At 36.8% G+C, this 20,623-nt stretch carries 20 protein-coding genes; 2 read left to right on the top strand and 18 right to left on the bottom strand.

Annotated features, from left to right (window positions below):
• Positions 1-33: 33 nt before the first annotated feature.
• Genes JG738_RS09560 through JG738_RS09520 form a run of 9 tightly spaced genes read right to left on the bottom strand, consistent with a single transcriptional unit; the run spans position 34 to position 8,873 of the window.
• Positions 34-606 (bottom strand): flavin reductase family protein, encoded by a 573-nt coding sequence (locus JG738_RS09560; RefSeq protein ID WP_201337669.1) that lies wholly within the window; start codon positions 604-606, stop codon positions 34-36.
• The gene (locus JG738_RS09555; RefSeq protein ID WP_084274832.1) at positions 603-920 is read right to left on the bottom strand and encodes a hypothetical protein; all 318 of its coding nucleotides are present in this window, start codon (positions 918-920) and stop codon (positions 603-605) included. The genes JG738_RS09560 and JG738_RS09555 overlap by 4 nt, the downstream gene beginning before the upstream one ends.
• Before the next feature lie 10 nt (positions 921-930).
• Positions 931-1,689 carry a polyphosphate kinase 2 gene (ppk2, locus tag JG738_RS09550; protein WP_201337668.1) on the bottom strand — a complete coding sequence of 253 codons (759 nt, stop codon included), beginning with the start codon at positions 1,687-1,689 and terminating at the stop codon, positions 931-933.
• Between the two features lie 9 nt (positions 1,690-1,698).
• Positions 1,699-2,580, bottom strand: coding sequence for a DUF3187 family protein (locus JG738_RS09545; RefSeq protein ID WP_201337667.1), 882 nt, complete (start codon positions 2,578-2,580; stop codon positions 1,699-1,701).
• A gap of 44 nt (positions 2,581-2,624) precedes the next feature.
• Entirely contained in the window at positions 2,625-3,995 is a 1,371-nt protein-coding gene (locus JG738_RS09540; RefSeq protein ID WP_201337666.1) for a chloride channel protein, read from the bottom strand.
• Positions 3,996-4,013: 18 nt separating this feature from the next.
• Complete coding sequence (locus tag JG738_RS09535; RefSeq protein WP_201337665.1) at positions 4,014-5,468, bottom strand: TrkH family potassium uptake protein; 1,455 nt, start codon at positions 5,466-5,468, stop codon at positions 4,014-4,016.
• The gene (locus JG738_RS09530; RefSeq protein ID WP_201337664.1) at positions 5,450-6,766 is read right to left on the bottom strand and encodes an NAD-binding protein; all 1,317 of its coding nucleotides are present in this window, start codon (positions 6,764-6,766) and stop codon (positions 5,450-5,452) included. Before JG738_RS09530 ends, JG738_RS09535 begins: the two co-directional genes overlap by 19 nt.
• Before the next feature lie 14 nt (positions 6,767-6,780).
• The gene (locus tag JG738_RS09525) at positions 6,781-8,490 is read right to left on the bottom strand and encodes a TrkA family potassium uptake protein (protein ID WP_201337663.1); all 1,710 of its coding nucleotides are present in this window, start codon (positions 8,488-8,490) and stop codon (positions 6,781-6,783) included.
• Positions 8,491-8,492: 2 nt separating this feature from the next.
• On the bottom strand, positions 8,493-8,873 hold the full coding sequence (locus tag JG738_RS09520) for a DUF6394 family protein (RefSeq protein ID WP_084274826.1): 381 nt from the start codon (positions 8,871-8,873) through the stop codon (positions 8,493-8,495).
• A gap of 60 nt (positions 8,874-8,933) precedes the next feature.
• Between JG738_RS09520 and JG738_RS09515 the strand changes: the two genes are divergently transcribed.
• The gene (locus JG738_RS09515) at positions 8,934-9,374 is read left to right on the top strand and encodes an NUDIX domain-containing protein (RefSeq protein ID WP_201337662.1); all 441 of its coding nucleotides are present in this window, start codon (positions 8,934-8,936) and stop codon (positions 9,372-9,374) included.
• Here the strand turns inward: JG738_RS09515 and JG738_RS09510 are convergent.
• From JG738_RS09510 to JG738_RS09485, 6 genes are read right to left on the bottom strand one after another with little or no spacing between them, the layout of a single operon-like run.
• Positions 9,358-11,238 carry a bifunctional diguanylate cyclase/phosphodiesterase gene (locus tag JG738_RS09510; protein ID WP_201337661.1) on the bottom strand — a complete coding sequence of 627 codons (1,881 nt, stop codon included), beginning with the start codon at positions 11,236-11,238 and terminating at the stop codon, positions 9,358-9,360. The two genes, JG738_RS09515 and JG738_RS09510, sit on opposite strands and share 17 nt — an antisense overlap.
• Positions 11,238-11,666, bottom strand: coding sequence for a hypothetical protein (locus JG738_RS09505; RefSeq protein WP_201337660.1), 429 nt, complete (start codon positions 11,664-11,666; stop codon positions 11,238-11,240). Before JG738_RS09505 ends, JG738_RS09510 begins: the two co-directional genes overlap by 1 nt.
• A complete protein-coding gene (locus JG738_RS09500) occupies positions 11,663-13,510 on the bottom strand; it encodes a TonB-dependent siderophore receptor (protein ID WP_201337659.1) in 1,848 nt (615 codons plus the stop codon). The genes JG738_RS09505 and JG738_RS09500 overlap by 4 nt, the downstream gene beginning before the upstream one ends.
• A 50-nt stretch (positions 13,511-13,560) precedes the next feature.
• On the bottom strand, positions 13,561-14,784 hold the full coding sequence (locus JG738_RS09495; RefSeq protein ID WP_201337658.1) for an ArsS family sensor histidine kinase: 1,224 nt from the start codon (positions 14,782-14,784) through the stop codon (positions 13,561-13,563).
• Positions 14,781-15,440 (bottom strand): response regulator transcription factor, encoded by a 660-nt coding sequence (locus JG738_RS09490; RefSeq protein WP_084274820.1) that lies wholly within the window; start codon positions 15,438-15,440, stop codon positions 14,781-14,783. The genes JG738_RS09495 and JG738_RS09490 overlap by 4 nt, the downstream gene beginning before the upstream one ends.
• Positions 15,441-15,474: 34 nt before the next feature.
• Positions 15,475-16,878 (bottom strand): DegQ family serine endoprotease, encoded by a 1,404-nt coding sequence (locus JG738_RS09485; protein ID WP_201337657.1) that lies wholly within the window; start codon positions 16,876-16,878, stop codon positions 15,475-15,477.
• An 86-nt stretch (positions 16,879-16,964) separates the two neighbouring features.
• Between JG738_RS09485 and JG738_RS09480 the strand changes: the two genes are divergently transcribed.
• Entirely contained in the window at positions 16,965-17,723 is a 759-nt protein-coding gene (locus JG738_RS09480; RefSeq protein WP_236583162.1) for an inositol monophosphatase family protein, read from the top strand.
• A 16-nt stretch (positions 17,724-17,739) separates the two neighbouring features.
• On the opposite strand, the gene JG738_RS09475 is transcribed toward JG738_RS09480, so the two are convergent.
• The 3 genes from JG738_RS09475 to JG738_RS09465 are packed head-to-tail and all read right to left on the bottom strand — an operon-like array spanning position 17,740 to position 20,525.
• Positions 17,740-18,201 (bottom strand): BON domain-containing protein, encoded by a 462-nt coding sequence (locus tag JG738_RS09475; protein WP_201337656.1) that lies wholly within the window; start codon positions 18,199-18,201, stop codon positions 17,740-17,742.
• A complete protein-coding gene (locus JG738_RS09470) occupies positions 18,185-19,072 on the bottom strand; it encodes a hypothetical protein (protein ID WP_201337655.1) in 888 nt (295 codons plus the stop codon). Before JG738_RS09470 ends, JG738_RS09475 begins: the two co-directional genes overlap by 17 nt.
• 37 nt (positions 19,073-19,109) lie before the next feature.
• Complete coding sequence (locus JG738_RS09465) at positions 19,110-20,525, bottom strand: DEAD/DEAH box helicase (protein ID WP_201337654.1); 1,416 nt, start codon at positions 20,523-20,525, stop codon at positions 19,110-19,112.
• Positions 20,526-20,623 lie beyond the last annotated feature (98 nt).

Here is a 20,623-nt window from a genome sequence, read left to right as displayed (position 1 = left end):
TTAAGCAGATGCAAGGAACAAAAGTAGCAAAAATTACGGCTCAATTTTTTTGTTGCACAGACGATATTCTCGACCAACTCGTGCAACGAGATCAAGTTCAAAATTGTAGTTGGGATCAAAATAGTTATCAGCAATATAGTATTTCTTGATCTCTACTATCAAAGGAATGGTTTTGCTTCCTTGAAGATCTACTACTTGATTGAGTTCACAAAAAAAAGCGCTTGGGCTATCAGTTATAATGGGAGGAAAATCCTCTACTATTCTCTTTGTTGCAATACCAAAAGCTTCTGCTTCACTCACCTCTTCTGGGAGGCTTTCACTGGAGGCATGCATTTGTGTAATTTGATCTGGTGTTACTGAGCAGATAGTGCACTTTTTGGTTTGTAAAATATTTTTGAGTGTATCCTTTTGTGACCCATCTTTTTTATGTCCTATTGAGACGATAAGGGTGGGAGGGTTAGAAGATAGCGCCATAAAATAACTAAATGGAGCGATATTGATGGTTTTACCCTCTGTTACTATCCATGCAATGGGGCGAGGAATTATGGAGCGGCTCATAATTTTATATCGATGTTTGAGCTCTAATGGTGAAAAGTCGATTATCATATGATCCTCTCAATCTCTTCTTTTGTATTTTCAAGTATCATGCAAGTTTCTAAGAGTATTGCATAGTGTCTGTTGCTTGGTGTAAGGAATCTTTTGGCCTCTTCATAACTGTTCCAAAGCTCCTCCACATCATCAAACTCGCCCATCTTCAAAGCTTGCAAAGATTTAGCAGCACTTAAAAAACCTTCGATAATTGGAGTGCTTTCATCTTCGCACTCTTCAATTATGCTTTGTGCTAGTTCAATCGCCTCTTTGAAGTTTTTTTCGTTGATGGTATCCATATAGTAAAACATATATCGCTCAAGATGTGCCATTATTACCTCCTTATGGTGCTATAAGTCCTTTTTCATAGCAGGCTTTATCAAATTCACATACAATATTAGGATCGTATACTAATAGTTTCTCATCTTTTTTCTTATAATCTACTTTAGAGAGGAAATGTTTTATACAGTTTATACGTGCTGTTTTTTTATCATCTGCTTTGATTATATACCATGGAGCAAAGGCAAAGTGTGTACGTGCAAACATCTCATCCCGTGCAAGGGAGTACTCTTTCCATAATTTTTGTGCCATTTCATCTATGGGGCTGAGCTTCCACTGCTTGAGAGGATCTTTTTTGCGTTCTTCAAGACGTTTTTTTTGCTCCTCTTTGGTGATATCAAGATAGTACTTGGTAAATATCATCCCATCGTGCACAAGAAGATGCTCGAAGTTTGGAACCTCTTGCATAAAGCGCTCATACTCCTCTTTTGTACAAAATCCCATTACCTTTTCTACGCCTGCTCTGTTGTACCAGCTGCGGTTAAAAAAGACCATTTCTCCGCCATGAGGAAGATGAGGGACATAGCGCTGAAAATACCAGCTCTTTTTATCGATATCGCTTGGTTTTCCAAGAGCTACTACACGGGTCTCTCTAGGACTGAGGTGCTCAACAAAACGTTTAATAGTTCCATCTTTTCCAGCAGCATCCCTTCCTTCAAAGATTGTGCAGACTTTCAAGTCCTTTTCTATAACTTCTCGTTGGAATTTGACCAGTTCTATTTGAAGATAGTAAAGCTCTTTTTTGTACTCTTTTTTGTCCATGATAACCCTTTAAAAACGATATGTTACACCAATTGTAAAATCAGCACTCCCATAAAAAGGGGCGAGATTTTCAGTAAAAAATATTTTTATGTGTTTATTGAGACTGTATGCTACATTTACTACATTTGACCAAGAATCGAGTGAAACGTAGCGTGATTTAAAGGCTGAAGAGATGGTACGCCACTCAAAGAGCCATTTTTTATACGCATATCCTACATAACCGCTCACTAACCATTTACGAGAAGTTCCATATTCAAAAAGGTGGACTTTTCCTAATCGCATACAAGAGATATTACATAGCCAATTGTCCTTGTGTAGTGCTAATCCCACCATATAATCAGCTTTTGCGGATCCAAATCCATCCTTTTTCTTTGCAAGAGGAATTTTCCATCCGCCAAAAATTACACTTTTTGTACCGAAAGGATGAAATGCGAGGGAGTGTTTATACTCTATTTGCAGATTGGATAGGGAAGTAAAAGAGCTATCCTTGCGAAATTGCGAGCCAATATGGTAGTACACTTCATTTTCTCCATAGAGATTATGTACGGCTCCATTGAGTAGGCCAGTAGCATCATGGAACCAATCGAGTGCCCCATCCATAAATCCGCCATAAACACGGTGTATTCCTCCTATGATGCGTAAGGAGGAGTTATTGCTTAGAGGAACTCTCACTACTCCTTGGAGTGTTGCTATCTCAAAATCAAGCAGGTAGATATCTTCATTTTCATAGTTGTTTGCTTCATACCATCCAAACGTTACCATTTTAGTATGAGAAGTATCTATAGCAAATGGAGCGTAAAAAGCAAGGCGCAGAGGATGCTCTATGGTGGTAAAGAGAGGTTCAAATGCGAAAAGCGGAAGTACAAAGAGAAATACCAAAAATTTTTTCATTTAAATGTTCCATTACTGTTTGAATAATTATAGCAATAAAATTTCTACTTTTTCATGCGAAGTTTTTTGCGCAAAATTCTTCTTCGAATTTTTTGATAGCGTCTGTTTTCTAGCTCCACTTCAGCTTTTTCTATCTCCTCACCTATTTTTACTTCAAGTATCTCACTCTTTTTCATTGCTAAAATTTGCGATGGAAAGACACTTCTGTGTCCTGTAACCAAAAAGCTAATCACTGCACTGAGTGCTGCATAGTGTGCAATTTCAAGTCCAAAGAGCTCTACTGCCATGATGGTAGCTGCAATTGGAGCATTTGTAGCACCACTTAAGACACTTACAAAACCTAGTGCAGCAAAGAGAGTAATATGCTGGTAATCAAACCATGCACCAAAAGCATGTCCACTTGTTGCTCCTATGTAAAATATCGGAGTGATAACACCTCCACTGCCCCCACCACTAAGAGTGAGGGAGGTGGTGAAGGCTTTAAGTAAAAAGGCATACCATGGCAAATCTTTAGCAAAATAGGGATCAGGATTGAGAGTATCTTTGATAGTATCCATACCAAGACCAAGATACTGCGTACCAAAGAGCAGTCCTATAAGCACTAAGAGGGAGCCGATGATAAATGTTTTGAGGTAGATATTAAGAGGTATCTTTTTGATAGTTTTGTGCATAAAATTCATAGAAGTAACCACAATATCACTCACAAGACCGAAGAAGAGTCCTGCACCTACCACTTTGAGTATGAGTGGGATATCAAGAGCTATGCTTTGGTAGTAGTGCATCTCAAAATAGGTATACTCAATACCAAGAAACTGCGCTGTAGTAAAAGCAGCAAATCCGGCAATAAAAGAGGGAAGGAGTACATCATATAATATAACGCCTATGATGAGTACCTCCACACCAAAAATAGCCCCTGCAATGGGTGTGCCAAAAACTGAAGCAAAGCCGGCGCTAATACCACATATTACTATTTTTTTGCGGTCTACATCATTAAAGCGCAAAAGATCACTTAGTCCCGAAGCACTCGCAGCACCTATTTGACCAGCTGGTCCCTCTTTTCCCACAGAGCCACCTGCAAAAATTGTCAAAACTGTTGCGATAAGTTTGATAGGGACTACTTTGAGATCAATTTTTCCATGCTTTTTGTGTACTGCTTCGATCACCTTTTCTGTACCGTGACCTTCAGCAGAAGGGGCAAAGGTGCGAATCATCCATACAACAAGCATTAAAACAAATGGAAGAGTATAGTAGTAAGGAAAGGGGAGACTACTTTGGTGGTGCTCTGCAAATTGAATAATTTTGAGAAAGAGTGTAACAATTGAGCCAATAATTATCCCCACTATTGTTGAGAGAATCATCCATTTTGTAACAGAAAGCAAAATTGCAGTTTGCTCTGTGAGATGTTTTTTTATCATAGTAGCTCCTCAAGCTTTTTAAAACCTTTTCCAAAACTCTTTTGAAAAGAGTACGATAAATGTATAAAACTCTAACCTCCCAATAATCATAAAGATTGCTAAGAGGATCTTTTCAAAACTACTAAAAAATGCAAAATTGTCTGCAGGTCCTACATGCCCAAATCCAGGCCCAATATTGCCAATACAGGCAATTGCTGCAGAGATGGATGTTAAAAAATCGTATCCTCGTGCAAAGAGAAAGAGTGTAAGTAAAAGATTTGTGACAGCATAGATGAAGAAAAACCCATGTACGCTTCCAAGAATTTTACCACTAATACGATTGCCATCGATAAACACATCAACAATTGCATTAGGGTGAAGGTTTTGTTTGATCTGAGCAAAGAGATTTTTAAAAAGTATAACATAACGAATAATTTTTACGCCTCCTGCGGTACTGCCAGCATTGGCACCTATGTACATAGGAATAAAGATGATTGCCACTGCAACAGGCGACCAAAGAGAGTAGTCGGTAGAGGCAAATCCTGTTGTAGTAAGAATTGAGCTTATGGTAAAAAAGGCGTGTGTCATTGCGTGAAAGAGAGTATCTTTTCCAATAGTGCAATGTACCCATGTTAGAGTCAAAGAGAGGAGCATAAAAACAATAAAATACCACTTTACCTCTTCGCTTCTGTAACCACTTAAATCTCGATGAAAGAGCCGCAAATGCGCAATGAAGTTTATGCCGCTTATAAACATAAAAAATGTAGTTACCCAAAGAATGAAATAGTTGTTTTTCCAGTGGCCTAAGCTATCGTTCATGGTAGAAAAGCCACCAGTAGAGATAGTAGAAAAAGCGTGGTTGATTGCATCAAAACTATTCATTCCTCCAAAATAGAGTAAAAGAGCATCAAGGAGTGTCAGAAGGAGATATATGCCCCAAAGTCTTATAGCGGTATCTTTGATTTTTGGAGTGAGTTTTTCTATGCTAATGCCTGTAGATTCAGATTTAAAAAGAGTAAGCGAGCCTGATGGATTGAGAAGTGTCAAAAGACCTACACTTAAAACGATGATACCCATCCCGCCTAACCAGTGTGTAAGTGAACGCACCATGAGCGTAGTATGAGAGAGGCTCTCAATATCGGTATATATTGTAGCTCCCGTAGTAGTAAAGCCACTAATAGCTTCAAAAAAAGCTTCACTTGGAGTAACATTGGATGTGAGCAAAAGAGCACCTCCTCCAGCAACTCCTAAGAGGATCCAGATGAGATTAACTGCAAATATTGCCTCTTTGATACTCATTTTGAAATGGTGGTTGTAAAGCGCTGCATACATCAAAAAGTTTCCTAATACAAACAGTAGATAGAAGATGAGAAAATTTTTGATATCCTCATGATAAATAAAACCAGTTATGATTGGAATAATAAAGAAAAATCCTAAACCTAGTCCAATAGTACTAATAAATTTAGCGATATTTTTTAGAGATTGTAGACCCACTTTTTGACTCTTTCCTCCTGATAGGTTTTTGCAAAAACGACGATGAGATCATTTTTATGGAGTGTGATTTTTTGTTTGAATGGATAGATAATTCCATCACGAATATAGTAGCTGATGGTATCGTCGAGTTTGAGAGGTTTGAGGGAGGTGCCAATCAGCAAAGAGTCTTCAAAGATTTTTCGCATAAAAATAGTACCTCTTCCTCCACAGTAGTGCTTTTCTGTAATAACATTGCTTGAGCCAATTTTTTCCAAAATTGCATAGTATGCACTCGCTTTTGGTCCTCGCACTGCGATGATTCCAAGTTTGTGCATGAGATTATAAAATTCTAGATTGTTATTGATTGCTACAGTTTTTCGTACGTCATACTCTTTGGCTTCAAGACACTCAATGATGTTTTCTTCATCTTCGCTACTTGTCGCGATAACCATATCTGCTAGGCGGATATTCTCCTCTTCGTAGATTTTATGCTCAATATATTTAGAGTTGATAACGGTGGCGCGATTTTGCAAAAGCTCGGAAGCTCGTATGCAAAGAGCAGGATCACTTTCAACAATTTTTATGTTTACATTTTTTTCTAAAAAAGCCTTTGCTATCTCAATTCCCAAGAGATTTGCTCCAAAAATTGCAATATTTTTGATAGATTTAGGATCGCTTTTATTGATTTTTTTGCAAACCTCTTTTATTTGCTCTCCATCGCCAAAAAGATAGAGGAGATTATTGTCTTCCAAAGGGTAGGATTGTGTAGGGATGAAAAACTTTTTATCTTTTTCAATTCCTACTACTTTGATATTTTGTGACTCTATCTCTTGTGTGGAAGTAAGGAGTGGTTCATTGACGCGCACAGAGATGAGTTTGAAAGAGGTAAAGATAAAATCTTTAATGTTGTTTGCTTTAGGAAAGTCTAAAAGGAGTTTTATTGATTGGGCTGCGAGAGAAAAGGGAAAGACAGCTTCATCGATTCCGAGTTTTTTTGCAATGGAGCTTTTAGCAAAATAGGGGTTGCGTAAGCGAATAATCTTTTTAGTTACATTAATCTCATCATCAGCAATGAGAGTGGAAAGAATATTAGCTTCATCATTATCTGTTACAGCTATAAAAATATCATACGTTCCATTAAGCACTTTGAATGTATCGGGATCTTCTATGTTGCCTACAATAGGAAGTATGTCGATCGATTCTTGCAGTCTTGCAAGAGCCTCTTTGTTCTTATCAATTATGATAACGTTATGTTTTATAGAGAGTGTTTGTGCGAGGCGAAAGCCAACTCTTCCAGCTCCTGCTATGATAATATTCACAAAGCCTCCTACTTTTAAAAAGCTATTTTCTCTTTTTGGAAAATATTAAAAATGCCTACACTTTGCTCTTTACCCGTGAGTACATAGTAGAGCTCATAGTAATTATTGATGATATATTCAAAATCGCTGCGAGCCTCTTCATCACAAGCGATTAAGAGTGAAGCTCCACATCTGATGCTGAGTGAGTCGGAAGGCATTAAAACAGTCTCTCTTTCATGCTCATTTTCATAATGATACATCAAAAAAACAATTTTATTTTTTTTACGGTAATCTTTGCGGGATCTGCGCAAAATTTCAAGGGTAATATCTCTTCCATTTTCTAACTCTTTGCAAAGAGCATATGCGGTTTCATGTGTCAGTTGAATCTCAAAAACATCAGGATTTTTGCCAATCGTGGAGCTCAGTTTTCCTACTACATTCATTGCCCAGACATTATCTTTTTGGTATATCATGCGTATAAATCTATTAGCCATCGGTTTGGCAATGAAGTTGTAGGTATATTTTGCTAAGACCCTCTCTAAAATGTAGATTTTATCGATACGTGCTGATTTAAAAACGCTTATATCTTCAAGTGTGTTTTCACGAGCTATTGTGTAGATAGAAGGATTGAGTTTTTTGGCAGTGGAGAGGATAGTGAGATTTATCATATCATCTTTTGTACCAGCAATAATACAGCTGGCCTCTTTGATACCTGCTTTAATGAGTGTCTTGATATCTTCTGCATCACCATAAATGGCACTCTGTTTTCTTTTTTTATATTCACTCGATTTAATATCAATAAAGACATATTCGATCTTTGCTCGCTCTAGCGCTGAAGCGAGAGCTTTACCCATACGTCCAGCACCACAGATGATATATTTTCCTTTTGGAAGGAATTCACGCTTGCGTATGCGCAAAATATGACCAAATATCCACATCTCTAAAAGCCAGATATAAGGTGCTGCAATGGCAAAATAGAATCTATTGGAGATGATTTTAAAAGGATCTTCAATATGGCGAATACCAATATTGCGCAGATGTTCAGTGTTGTCTTTGGTAGTTGATTTGACGATGATATTGATTTTTTTATTGAGTAGTTTACACATGAGTGCGATTTTTGCATTTTTTACATCATCTTCAAAAAGTACTACAACTGCTTGGCAATTTTTATGATGAATTCCAGCAAGTTTGAGTGTGTCGGGCTTTGTTGTATCAGCACTGATTGCTGGAACTTCGGGAATGAAGCCTTCCAGTTCAATTTCTTCTATTTTGCTTTCATCTTTATCCACTACGACTATTCTTATACCTTCTAGACTGAGGCGCTTAATGATCTCTTTTGTAACATTGTTATAGCCTAATATAATGATAAATGGCTCAGTGAGTTTTTGAACTTTGTTGCGAAAGCGTGCGATTGCAAGTTCACGAGCAAGTTTTTTATCTTGAATAAGTGCAATTATATTACCAATACCATAAAACCAGCCAATGACTGTGAGATAGATACAAAAACTTACCCATAGACGCTGTGGATAGGTAAAAGTATAGGGTGCTTCTCCAAAGCCAATGGTTGTTGCCATATAGCTTACAAAGTAAAAGGCATCAAAAAAGTTCATATAATAGGGTTTACCCTGATCATCTACACCAGGGATGAGGGTCATGCCTAAAATAGAGATTGAAAAAGTGATAATAATTACAAGAAGGGGGATCCTCATCCGGTGGATGATGATCCATGCGCTATTGCTTTCCATAATTACCTTTTAGATTTGAGCGTGTCGCCTACAAAGAGTAAGACTGAGACAATATTTGCTAAGAGTGCACCACCGCTCATAGAGACAATAGCTACACTTGCTTCAAGATTCATTTGCCCTAAGCCATATATTGCAAGTGCCCAGACGCTTGCTGCCCCTATGAGCTGAATATCGGCAACGAGGCTTGTAGCAAGGAGTACTGATCCTAGTTGTGTTTTATCTCCTAGTTTGAGAATTGTAGCGATGAGGTTTACAACTATTGCGGCAAAGAGCTCATATTTGCTATGATACTCTAAATTTGATGGATCGCCATAGAAGAAGCCAAAGTTTGTTGTCATTGCAAGAATAAAGAAAAATCCACTAATAACTTTTTGAATATTCATGATACTCCTTTGGTAATAGTGTAGATTTTTCTTACTTATATTTTAATTAATTGGAGATATATGAAAAGAAGTGCGGGTATTCTTCCTTACAGGATAAAAAATGGAGTTGTAGAGGTGTACCTTGGTCATTTTGGAGGGCCTTTTTGGAAGAATAAAGAGCGCTCTTGGGGAATTATTAAAGGTGAGGTAAACCCGGGAGAGAGTGATTTGGATGCAGCGAAGAGAGAATTTTTTGAAGAGACGGGAAAAGAGATTGCAGGAGAGTTTATAGATTTGGGTGAAGCAAAAACATCGAATAAAATTTTGCATATTTTTGCTGTGCAAACAGATCTTGATACCCATATACAATCCAATCTGGTTACAATAGAGTATAAGGGAAGAGTATTGAAATTTCCCGAAATTGATCAAGCTACATGGATGGATATTGATGAAGCAAAGAAAAAAATTGTCAAATCTCAAGAGATCTTCTTGCAAAGACTCCTTACTACTGTAAGTGCTTAGATGGCTTTCCTAGATAAAAGCCTTGTCCATATTGGATATTGAGGCGTGAGACGGTTTGCAGTATCTTTTCGTTTTCTATAAATTCTGCAACAACTTTTATATTAATTGCTTGTGCAAACGAGGTTATTGATTTAACCATAAGATAGGAGACTTTTGATTTTTCAATTTCTTTAATGAGTGTTCCATCGATTTTGAGAATATCTATAGGAAGATATTTGAAAATTTCAAAATTAGAATAGCCACTTCCAAAATCATCAATTGCAATTTTGATTCCATACTCTTTAAGTTTTTGTAGTCTCTTTTTAAGGTCTTCATGCTCCTCATATGTTGGAAGAGCCTCATTTTCGAGAAGTTCAATGACTAGAAAATTTGCAAGCTCTCTATTTTTTTCTATTTCTTGCAATATCATCTCATACACAACATTGTCTGTGATGTCAGAAAAATTGAGGTTAATGCTCAGTGGTACTTTATGAGTTTGAATAGTATCGAACGTTTGGCGTAGTACCTCTTTTGTCAAAGAGTTGTAAAGTGTTGTATAAGCGATATTTTCTAAAAATGCTCCAGGATAGATCACATTTCCTTCTCTATCTTTGAGTCTTACAAGTACTTCGTAGCGCACTGGCTGCATAGAGTTTATATCGTATATAGGTTGGAGTTCTATAAAGAGCCGTCTATTATCTATGGCATCTTTTATAATATCAACCTCTCTTGTAGTTTTTGTTTTAGTAAGAGTGTAATCGGTGTTATAGCAGATTTTGTTTCTTCCTGTCCTTTTGGCTTCATATAAAAACTCATCAGCTTTTTTAATTGCATCCTTAATTGACTTGAATTTTTCAGGATGCAAAATTATACCTATAGAGACAGTAACCTTTAAAGAGTGTTCTTCGTAGATAAAGGCGGTAGTATAAAATGTTGTACGGATTCTTTCGGCTATTTGGATAATGTTTTCTTCTTTGCCATTTCTTTTGATAAAAATGATAAACTCTTCACCCCCATAGCGAAAAATGAGATCATGGTTGCGCAAAATGGAGTGGAGTGTTTTGTAAACATTTTTTAGTACAAAATCTCCTGCTTTATGGCCATAATTGTCATTTACCTTTTTGAAATGATCAATATCGAGCATTAAAATTGCATACTCTTGAGGATTGATTTCATAGAGAAATTTATGGAGATAGTTTCTATTGTAGGCTCCTGTGAGTGGATCAGTCAATGCGCTTTTTTTTGTATGTAAATAGAGCCATCCTTGATAAGCTAAAAGAGCTAAAAGAAGAAATATTGCAAAAAAGAGATATGCAAAAACCTTTTTGAGAGGTGAGATGATAGTGGAGATGGTTGCAGGAAGGTCATTTGTAAAATCTATAGCGATGATTCCTTGTACGCTTCCATGCAAAACAATTGGATATAAGTAAGTGATATAGAGTATATCCGAATCTTGATGTGAAAAAAAGAGAGCTTGTTTGCTCTTATATGCTCTATTCCATATTTTGCTATTTACATCGAGTTTTTGATTAAATTCTCCTTTATCTTCCAAGCTACCATCGAGCAGATACCTAAAATGTCCCTGTTTGTCTCTGTAGAGGATATAGACGAATTTATGAGGAGGGGCAGTCGTGAGTTCAAGTGCGTCTTGGAGATAGTCTCTTAGTTGTGGATTGCTCTTGAGTTCAGTGTAGAGATTCTCTTTGCAATATTTTTTGATAAATCTTTCTATATGATGTGCTACGGCATCTACATGTGATAAAAATATTCTATTGAGATTATTTTGGAGACGATTTTCTACTTCATAAGTAGAGATATAGAGTATGCTAATCATAACTCCCATAACGACAATTATTCCAATAAGCAGTTTATTAAGTGTTTTCATCACTCTATACCCTCATCAATATATTTTTGAAATGATGGTGGTAGGGTAAGACGATATCGTGCGAGATTATTTTTGAAAAAGAGAATATTAGGTCTTCCTTTTTGCCAAAAAAATCCACCAATCGCCCAGTTTCTATACTTTTTAAGCAGAGGATAATTGCGAACAAAGAGGATCTTTTTTCGCAAATTTGGCGAATGGAGTGGAAGAGGTTTTTTAAGAAAGATTATATCTGCCTTTTCTGGTTTTGTAGTATACAATACATTTTGTATGGCAGTAAAGAGCTCTTTATCACTATCACTCCAGACCAAAACAATATGTTTATGAGGGAAGAGAGAGTGAATGATTGTTTTGTATATCTCTCTTTCAATATCTTGTGTATTTGCAAATAGAAAAAAAGTGAAAAAGAAAAAAATACTTAGCCGCTTCAAAATGTGTACTCCATGTTTAATAAAATTTTCTTATCTGTAGTAGGATAGGCAGTATTGATTTTTCTATAGGCTTGCTTAAAACCTTTGCTAAAAAGATTCTCTCCTCGTAAACCAATGGAGAAATCATTATTAATGCGATATTTTATTGCTACTGTATAATCTAATGAATCGGATACAGATGTTCCAAAGTATGTATAAGAGTTTTTATAGAGCAATTCATTATAGATATCAATATTATCAAAGCTGTTGAAAGCTTGGAGGTTGATGTGTATATCTGGAGAAAACTTTTTTTGTGAGTTGCGCCCTTTGATAATGTAGAGAGTAACTCTATTTTTCGGATCAAATTGATACTGTGTTTTCGCTTCGATGAAATCAAAATAAATTTTGTTTGGAATATTGTAGTAGCCTTTTTGTGGTGAATAGGAAGTCATATTTTTTGCATTACGTGTGCCGTATTTAAGGCCAAAAGAAAAATTCTCTTTTTTATAGAGGGCACCAATAATAAAAAGACTGATGCAAGAGGGTTTAAGGTGAGGATTGGTGATAAGTGGTATATTATTGTCAGAGTAGAGAGAAAAGAATTGTGGCTCTAACATAGTTTTTGTGTAGAACGTTTTGAATTCCCACTCTTTGCTCTTTTTGATAAATCCTGCACGTACCATCATATTAGTATGAGATGGAATCTCTTTTTGATATTCATACCAGTCGTTTTTGGCTGAAAGAATAAAAAGTGTCTCTTTATCGATAGAGTAACTCTCTTCAAGATAGAGTGTTGCGAGACCAAGCCTATTTGTAGCATATGTGTGAATAGTATCGTATATTCCTCGTTCTTTATATTTTTTAATTTTGTAAAATCCTCCAAGTAAAAGCGAGTGTTTGCCCTCATGTATATGTTTTTTGAAATTCAAAGAGAGAATATCATCAGTAAATCTTCTATAATAGATATCTACAATTCCTTGTGAGGTATAAACACCATTGGCATCTTTATAGAGTCTCTTATAATCGAGCCTATCAAATGCAAAGCTCCAAGATATACCATAGATATTTTTATCTAATTTAAAATAGGTGTGTCTTGCATCTAATCCGCCGCCAAGAGGCTTTTTGCTACGCCCATATCCCAAAAAAGGATCTCTATGTGGCTCATAATGGGAAAACTCTACTTGCAGATCATTTTTTTTGAAATTGAGATAAACCATTTTGTCATCTCCATCACGAGAGAGGAGATAGTTGTCGTTGTGATAATGTTTTGTTTTAAAGGATGCCCCATGAATGTATCCAAACAAAGAGCTTTTGTTATCAAAAAGCTCTGCTATATAGCTGTCAAATCCTTTTGAGCCCCTTGAGTCAGCAATCAAACGAATCTTTTTCCCAAGTTCTCTTTGGGCTAGTTTGGTGTAGACTTTGATAATAATAAGTCCGGTTTCGTCACCAAATTCGATAGAAGAAGATCCTTTGTACACCTCTATGTGATCTACATATTCCAAAGGCATCTGTCCCCAAATCAGTAATGCACTTCCAAAAGATGCACTTGTGACATCATGATCATTGATATAGAGTCTTGCTATATTGATAGGAGAAAATTTTGTAGATATACCAGAGAAGAGATTAAGATTATTTGGTGTGAGTGTGTAGTTGATACCAGGAATAGTTTGAAGTACATCTTTGAGAGTGTAGCTTTGCATCTTTTGGAGATCCTCGCGGGTAAAGACGTAAACAAAACCAGCTGAATCTCTTTTCGTTATTTTTGAGAGTTCAGAAGCTTCTTTATATTTTTGGAGTAAAAGATCTATATTTGCTCCATACAGATATGCAAGAAAAAGAGATAGAAGAGCCACTCCTCTCATATTAATTCCTTAGAAGTTTTTCTCTATTATCGATTAATGGTATGAATTTTTTAAGGTTTAAGAAAACTGATAATGAAGAGGTTTTGCCCTTTTTGGTGGTGGTAATGGAGTGTAAATCCATGCATTTTTAAAATATTACTTACAAGATAGAGCCCTAGTCCAAAGCCACTTTTTTTGCCCTCTTTGCTAAATGGCTCTAAAAAATAGGAGAGATCTTTTGAAAGAGCTGGGGCGTTGTTGATAATAGTAAGGGAATCTTGGTCAACAATGATTTTTGCTTTGTGATCAGTGGAGTATTTAATAGCGTTATCGATGAGGTTTTTGACCGCTATGGAGAGGAGTTTATAGTCTGCTTTAATGGTGGGATCACTTTTGATTTCGATCTCTATATCCTTTTTGTCAAACATACCGATATTTATTGCTTCTTGCACAATATCGGAGAGTTTGATGGGTTCAAGGTTTGGTTTGATTTTTGCATTGACCGCTTCAATGGCTGCAAGCTCATTAATGAGAGAGTTGAGCTTTTCAAAAATATGAATGAGGCGCTGTTTTTGTTTGGGGTCTTCCACCATTTCAGCTTGGATTCTCCCTTTTGTCACAGGGGTTTTGAGCTCATGCATGATGTTGCGTAATAAAAGCTTGCGGGAGTTTTGAATATTTTTGAGTGAATCTGCTGCATTTTGTAGAGCATTTGCCACTTCGTTAATCTCTTTAAACCCTTTGATATTGAGATTGAGTTCTAGGTTGCCTGCAGAGAACTTCTCTATCTCTTTGGTGATCTTTTTGAGGGGGCGAAGCTTGATGAGAATGAGAATATATATTAGCAGCAAAAAGCCCATCATAATGACAAAAATAGTGGTGTAGATGAGTCTTAGATGTTCAATACCCCGAGAGATATCTTTGAGTAAGAGCGTATTGCCATAACTTTGGATCCAGATATAGTAGGTGCTGTTCTTTTTGAGGATAATAATTTCTCCTATAGGATAGCGGGTTCGTTTGATGATTTGAGAGGTTTTAAGTATGGTGAGAATCTCTTTTGGATGTGTGATGGGGAGGAGATCGAGTTTTTGCAAATCATCAATGAGACTATTGGGATTTTGAATGGTGCCTAGCTGCCAAATGAGAGATTTTGAGATAAAGTCGAACCGCTTTTGCATCTGATTTTTATCATTTGCTTTGATATATTTCAAAGAAAGCATATAAGATGCTCCAATACCTATGAAGGCGAGGAGAAAGATGAGAGTAATCCAAAGAAAAATTGAGGTTTTTTTCATGGAACGAATTTATAGCCCACGCCTCTTACTGAGATAATATAGCGGGGATTTTTGGGGTCTTCCCCAAGTTTGTGGCGTATGCGGCTAATGATTACATCAATTGTTTTTTCAGAGGCATTTTCGCTCAAGTTTTCACAAGTGTAGAGGAGCTCTTCTCGCTCAATTGGCTGATTTGGATGCTCTATGAGATAGGCAAGGACTTCAAACTCTGCTGGAGTGAGTTGGAGAGGTTTATTTTTAAAATGGATTTCTCGTCTATTTTTATAGATTTTAAGATCTGGTTCTTTGGGTGGTTTGCTGCGTCGTCTCGTGATTGCTTTGAGTCTCGCTTCTAGCTCTTTTGGATCGTAAGGTTTTGGCAAATAGTCATCTGCCCCAAGTTCTAAGCCTATAACTTTGTCGCTAAGATCGCTGCGTGCACTGCTTATGATAATGGGCAGATCGCTAAATTCACGAATTTTTTTGAGAATCTCTAAACCATCCATGCCAGGTAGTGTCAAATCCAAAATCAAAGCATCATAATCTTTTGCTATGCGGAGTGCAGAGAGGGCAATAAATGGATCTTCATAATTTTCTACATCTATGCCATATTTTTTGAGATATTCACTCAATATCTCAGCTAATTCTATATCATCTTCTATCATTGCTACTTTCATATAGCGCCTTTTTATCCCCGTAAAGGGGAAAGATTTATTTGAGTACCAAAATAAGTGGTATCCCTTGACGTTTAATATAAACTCGTATTGGAGTTTTATAATTTTTTAGTGCTTTTTTTAGATCTTCTACGTTTGTAATTTCTATATCTTCAATACCAATTATAACATCACCAGGTTTTATTCCAGCTTTTTCTGCTGCACTGTCTGGTTTGACATTGGTAACGAAGACTCCCTTAACATTTTCAGGAATATTGTACATGCGGCGAAGATTGTCATCAAGAGTTTGTACTTCAAGTCCTTTGAGACTCTGAGTAGCTTCAGTCTCGCCTCCTGGACGTTTACCTAGTTTTACTTTGGCAGTATGTACTCTTTTATTGCGCTCATATTTGATGGTGATCTCTTTTCCTGGAGGGTAAGATCCTATGATAGTTTTAAGCTCATTAGCATCTTCGATCTTTTTACCCTCAACTTCGATTATCAAATCGCCTCTTTTAAGCCCAGCTTTGTCTGCTGCACTATCTTTTGTTACATCTACGATGACCGCTCCATATTTATGTTTATATACATCTTTAAGATCACCTTTGAGATCTTCAATAATAACACCTAAATATCCACGCTCGATTTTTCCTTTTTCTACAAGCTTTTTGACAACCTCTTTCATCATGTTGGATGGAATTGCAAAACCTATACCATTATTGCCGCCGCTTCTTGTAATGATGGCACTATTGATACCAATAAGTGCACCTCTGCTATCAACTAAAGCTCCTCCACTGTTACCAGGATTAATCGCAGCATCAGTCTGAATGAAGTTTTCGTAGGTGTTGATGCCTACATTGTTTCTGTTTGTAGCGCTTATAATTCCTTGTGTGATGGTCTCACCAATACCAAAAGGATTACCTATAGCAAAAACGAGATCGCCTGGTTTTATTTTTGAAGAATCCGCGATTTTAATAGCTTTGAGACCTTTTTTGTCTATTTTAATAACAGCTAAATCTGTAAGAGCGTCTTTTCCTATCACTTTTGCTTTGTACTCTTTATCATCTCCAGGGAGTGTAACAGTAATTTCATCAGCATTTTTAATGACGTGGTTGTTTGTGACAATATAGCCATCACTACTTATAATTACACCACTTCCCAAGCTTCTTTCTACTCTGTTTCTTGGGAGACGATCGCGAAACATAGGGCCAAAAAACTGCTTGAAAAAGGGATCGTTAAAAAATGGCATATTTTGCATATTTGGCATCTTGATCTTTTTTTTGGTAGAGATATTGACAACACTTTCCTTTGCATCCTTGATAGCATCATAAAAAGAGAGTACAGTATTTGTTCCGCTATTTGGCATAACACGTGTAAACTCTTTTGGTGCTTCATTGAAATTGATTGTAGCTGCACTGAGCATAAGCGCAGCGATTGTGGAAATCACAACTGCTTTTTTCATTTTTGTTTCCTCCTAGAATTTTTTCACTATAATGATACGCAAAAAAATATTCAAAAAATTAATAAAAAATTAATAGAAGGTTAATCATGAAAGAGATTTTAAAAGAGGCAGGAGAGATTCTCCGCTATGGATATGAGCATAATAAAAAGATATATAAAAAAGGGAGAGTGGATCTTGTAACAGAGTATGATCTTAAAATAGAGCAGTTTTTAAAAGAGCGACTCTCCAAACAGTATCCAGATTTTGTTATTGTTGGTGAAGAGAGTTTTGATGGGGTTTTGCCAAAGAAAGCGATTTTTATCGATCCTATAGATGGAACCACAAATTTTGTTCATCATATTGCATATACATGTATTAGTGTTGGTATCTGGGAAAATGGCAAGCCTTTGGAAGGAGCTATTTATAATCCTATTTTGGATGAGATGTTTTATGCTAAAAGAGATGAAAGAGCATTTCTCAATAATGAAGCGATCTCATGCAATAATACAGAAAATCTTATAGATGCACTGCTGGCAACTGGTTTTCCTTATACAAAAACTGAAAAAGGAGCCGATTTTTATTTTGTCATTGAGACTATGAAAAATCTTCTTCCCTATACCCGTGATATCAGAAGGCTAGGAAGTGCAGCTATAGATCTTGCTTATGTTGCATGTGGAAGATTTGCAGGATTTTATGAAGTCAACCTCAAACCCTGGGATGTAGCAGCTGGAATCTTACTCGTAGAAGAAGCAGGAGGTAAAGTGACAAACCATCTAGGAAAGCCTTACAAATTTGGTGATATTATTGTAGCTAGCAATGGCATACTCCATGAAGCATTACTAACCAAAATGGGGAGATGGCAGTAATGCTTTTCAAGAAGTTTTAGAGTAAAACTTTTACTGGTGTTTTGATGATGAGATAGGAGACAACTTCTTTCACACCAGCTGTATGGAGGGCAATATCAATGGCTTTAAGAGCACTTTTTTTTGAATAGAGTTTGCCAAAGAGCTCGACTACGCCATCCTTAACTGTCACTAAAATTGTAGAACTTGGTATATCTTTTTGTGTGAGAAACTTATAATTGATTTGCGTTTTTATTAAGAGATCGTTGCGTTTTTTTACTGGTGCACTGTTTTTGACATCTTTGTAAAAAAGCTGCCAACTATCTTTCTCTTCAGGAATTGCATTTTGCTCGTTTTCTGAGAGTTCTTTGAGCGTTTGGGTAGACTTTTCCATCATGAGCAAAAAGTTTTGTAACGCTTTTTGGAGCTCATCCTCTTGTGGTTGCTGTGCAAAGAGGTTTGTGATTATTGCTAGAAGGACTAAGCTATTTTTTAATCGCATGAATTGACTCCTGGATTTTTTCTTTAGCTATTTCAAATGCACGTTTGCCCATTTTTTTGGCTTCATCAGCACTGATTTTAATGGATGGTGCCTCTTTGAGAAGCTCATTGAAACTCTTTTTCAAGCCTATGACTGCTTTTTGTGCTTCAGTGAGCAGTTTATCGTAAATTGGTTGTTCGGCAATTTGCAGGATTTTCTCTTTGATACCAGGCTCACTCTTTTGTGCTACCTCTTCGATACTTTTATAAAAGATCTCATCAATATGAGGGAGATTTTGAATAATAGTCTCATAATTTTCTATAATGAGTGAGCGCGCCTCATCTGGCGTAAACTCCACTGTTTCATTAAATTTTGCAAGGCTTTTATGGATGCCTTGTTTGGTACCATAAATTGCGCCTTTGATGATCTCATCAGCGTGATTAATACTTGCTTCAGCGATATTTGCAGCAACTTGAATGATGGTTGTACTAGTATTTTTGATATGGGTTGGATCTACATTGATATTTATCGTTTCAAATGCAAGATCTTTTGTAATTTCTGTGATTGTCTCTTCTATATTTTCACCATTTTCCAAGGCATTGAGGATAGCACTCTCCACAGTTTCTGCTAAGATACCTAAAAACTCCAATGAGTGGAGTTTGCATTCATGCAAAGTGCGCAGAGCCTCTTGACGCTCATTTTCTGGAAGGTTTTCTATTTGGGATTCTATATCTTCAAAAAGAAGAGCTAAATCGCTGCGGAGTTCTTGTTTTTGTGCTTCAACTTCTGCTCTGAGTCTGTCGATTTGAAAAAGAAGCTCTTTGATTTTGTGGATTCTTGGTTTTTTAACTTCTTCGATCTGTTTGATAAGATGTTTTTTAAAGTTGCTCATAGTCCAACCTTTTGTAAAGTTGGACTATTATAGCAAATTATCGTCTATGAGAGCTGCGACCTCTTCGGTTGCCCCGGTAGCTTCTGCTATTTCGTCCGCCACCTCTTTGTGGTCGTGAGAGCTCTCTTTTTGCCTGCTCAAGCATCTTTTCAATCTCTTTGAGGCTTTTTCCTATCTTTTCACTTCCACTTACAGCATCATTTTTAATAACCATAGAAGCTAGTTTGAGTGTAGCCGTAGAGATATCTAGTTGAGATTCAAGAAGTTCTACAAGCTCTATCGCTTCTTTCGATACTTCCTGAGAGAGGATTGCATCAAGTATCGATTTTTGCTTTTCGTTTTTTACTTCGGCAGAGGTTGGAATCTCTTTATTGATAAGAGAACTTCCCACCTCTTTTTGGATACGTAAGAGCTGTTTAAATTCATGAGGAGTTACTAAACTAATAGCTATTCCCTCTCTACCAGCTCGCCCGGTTCGTCCGATTCTATGGACATAGCTTTCGGGATCGAAAGGAATATGGTAATTAAAAACATGGCTGACATCGCTAATATCTAGTCCTCTTGCTGCTACGTCTGTGGCGATTAAAATTTCTATATTTCCTCTTTTGAAGGCTTTGATAGTCTCTTCTCGCTGGCGCTGCTGCATATCTCCGTGCAGCCCTTTTGCGCTGTAGCCTTGCGCTTCAAGGAATTGTGCAAGGCGATCTACTTCTATCTTCATACGACAAAAGATGATCGATTTTGTAGGATTTTTGTAATCGAGCAAACGAATGAGAGCTTCATCTCTTTCATGCTCATCCACCACATAGTAAAACTGTTTGATATTTACATTTGTAATATCTTTTTTGGTAATAGAGATAAATTCTGGTGAATGGAGAATCTGTTGTGCTAATTCTTTAATAGCCTGTGGCATTGTGGCGCTAAATAAAAGTGTTTGTCTGTTGGTTGGAAGGTAGTTAAAAATAGCTTTTATATCATCCAAAAAGCCCATATCAAGCATTTCATCTGCTTCATCAAGCACGACAAATTTTGGATTGAGTTCGATTTTACCGCTTTTAAGTAGATCTAAAAGTCTTCCTGGTGTTGCTACTACAACAGCTGCATTGGCAATGTGGTTAATCTGTCTAGAATAGGAGCTTCCCCCATACACAGTTGCTGTTTTGATTCCTAAGTATTTTCCGAGTCGAAAAATCTCGTCGCTTACTTGCGTTGCAAGCTCACGTGTAGGAACAATAACAAGGGCTTCTGCTTCGCCGTCAAGCTCAAGCATATTTAAAATTGGAAGTGCAAAAGCTGCAGTTTTACCAGTACCTGTGTGGGCTTGTCCCACCATATCTTTGCCTGCTAATACAACAGGAATTGCCTCTTTTTGGATAGGGCTAGGCTCTTTAAAACCAGCTTGCTCTATCGCTTTCATGATTTGGGATTTAAGATTGAAATCAGTAAAAGTCATTATGCCTCTTTAAAAAATATTAACCTTCAATGAGCGAATCACAGACGATTCAATCAAAGGTCACTTCTAAGTTTTTTGTGGATTGTAGAGGTGATAAG

This window comes from Nitratiruptor sp. YY08-26, from assembly GCF_016593215.1.
Taxonomy (GTDB): domain Bacteria; phylum Campylobacterota; class Campylobacteria; order Campylobacterales; family Nitratiruptoraceae; genus Nitratiruptor; species Nitratiruptor tergarcus.
Note: the sequence above shows the minus strand (reverse complement) of the source record. Positions and strands in the feature narration are given on the sequence as shown.

Bases quoted from the DNA above. Each gene is read 5' to 3' on its own strand.
- JG738_RS09485 (WP_201337657.1), bottom strand. From the start codon at position 16,878: ATGAAAAAAGCAGTTGTGATTTCCACAATCGCTGCGCTTATGCTCAGT.
- JG738_RS09520 (WP_084274826.1), bottom strand. From the start codon at position 8,873: ATGAATATTCAAAAAGTTATTAGTGGATTTTTCTTTATTCTTGCAATG.
- JG738_RS09560 (WP_201337669.1), bottom strand. From the start codon at position 606: ATGATAATCGACTTTTCACCATTAGAGCTCAAACATCGATATAAAATT.
- JG738_RS09515 (WP_201337662.1), top strand. From the start codon at position 8,934: ATGAAAAGAAGTGCGGGTATTCTTCCTTACAGGATAAAAAATGGAGTT.
- JG738_RS09465 (WP_201337654.1), bottom strand. From the start codon at position 20,525: ATGACTTTTACTGATTTCAATCTTAAATCCCAAATCATGAAAGCGATA.
- JG738_RS09545 (WP_201337667.1), bottom strand. From the start codon at position 2,580: ATGAAAAAATTTTTGGTATTTCTCTTTGTACTTCCGCTTTTCGCATTT.
- JG738_RS09490 (WP_084274820.1), bottom strand. From the start codon at position 15,440: ATGAAAGTAGCAATGATAGAAGATGATATAGAATTAGCTGAGATATTG.
- JG738_RS09510 (WP_201337661.1), bottom strand. From the start codon at position 11,238: ATGAAAACACTTAATAAACTGCTTATTGGAATAATTGTCGTTATGGGA.
- JG738_RS09555 (WP_084274832.1), bottom strand. From the start codon at position 920: ATGGCACATCTTGAGCGATATATGTTTTACTATATGGATACCATCAAC.
- JG738_RS09525 (WP_201337663.1), bottom strand. From the start codon at position 8,490: ATGGAAAGCAATAGCGCATGGATCATCATCCACCGGATGAGGATCCCC.
- JG738_RS09495 (WP_201337658.1), bottom strand. From the start codon at position 14,784: ATGAAAAAAACCTCAATTTTTCTTTGGATTACTCTCATCTTTCTCCTC.
- ppk2 (WP_201337668.1), bottom strand. From the start codon at position 1,689: ATGGACAAAAAAGAGTACAAAAAAGAGCTTTACTATCTTCAAATAGAA.
- JG738_RS09480 (WP_236583162.1), top strand. From the start codon at position 16,965: ATGAAAGAGATTTTAAAAGAGGCAGGAGAGATTCTCCGCTATGGATAT.
- JG738_RS09540 (WP_201337666.1), bottom strand. From the start codon at position 3,995: ATGATAAAAAAACATCTCACAGAGCAAACTGCAATTTTGCTTTCTGTT.
- JG738_RS09470 (WP_201337655.1), bottom strand. From the start codon at position 19,072: ATGAGCAACTTTAAAAAACATCTTATCAAACAGATCGAAGAAGTTAAA.
- JG738_RS09500 (WP_201337659.1), bottom strand. From the start codon at position 13,510: ATGAGAGGAGTGGCTCTTCTATCTCTTTTTCTTGCATATCTGTATGGA.
- JG738_RS09475 (WP_201337656.1), bottom strand. From the start codon at position 18,201: ATGCGATTAAAAAATAGCTTAGTCCTTCTAGCAATAATCACAAACCTC.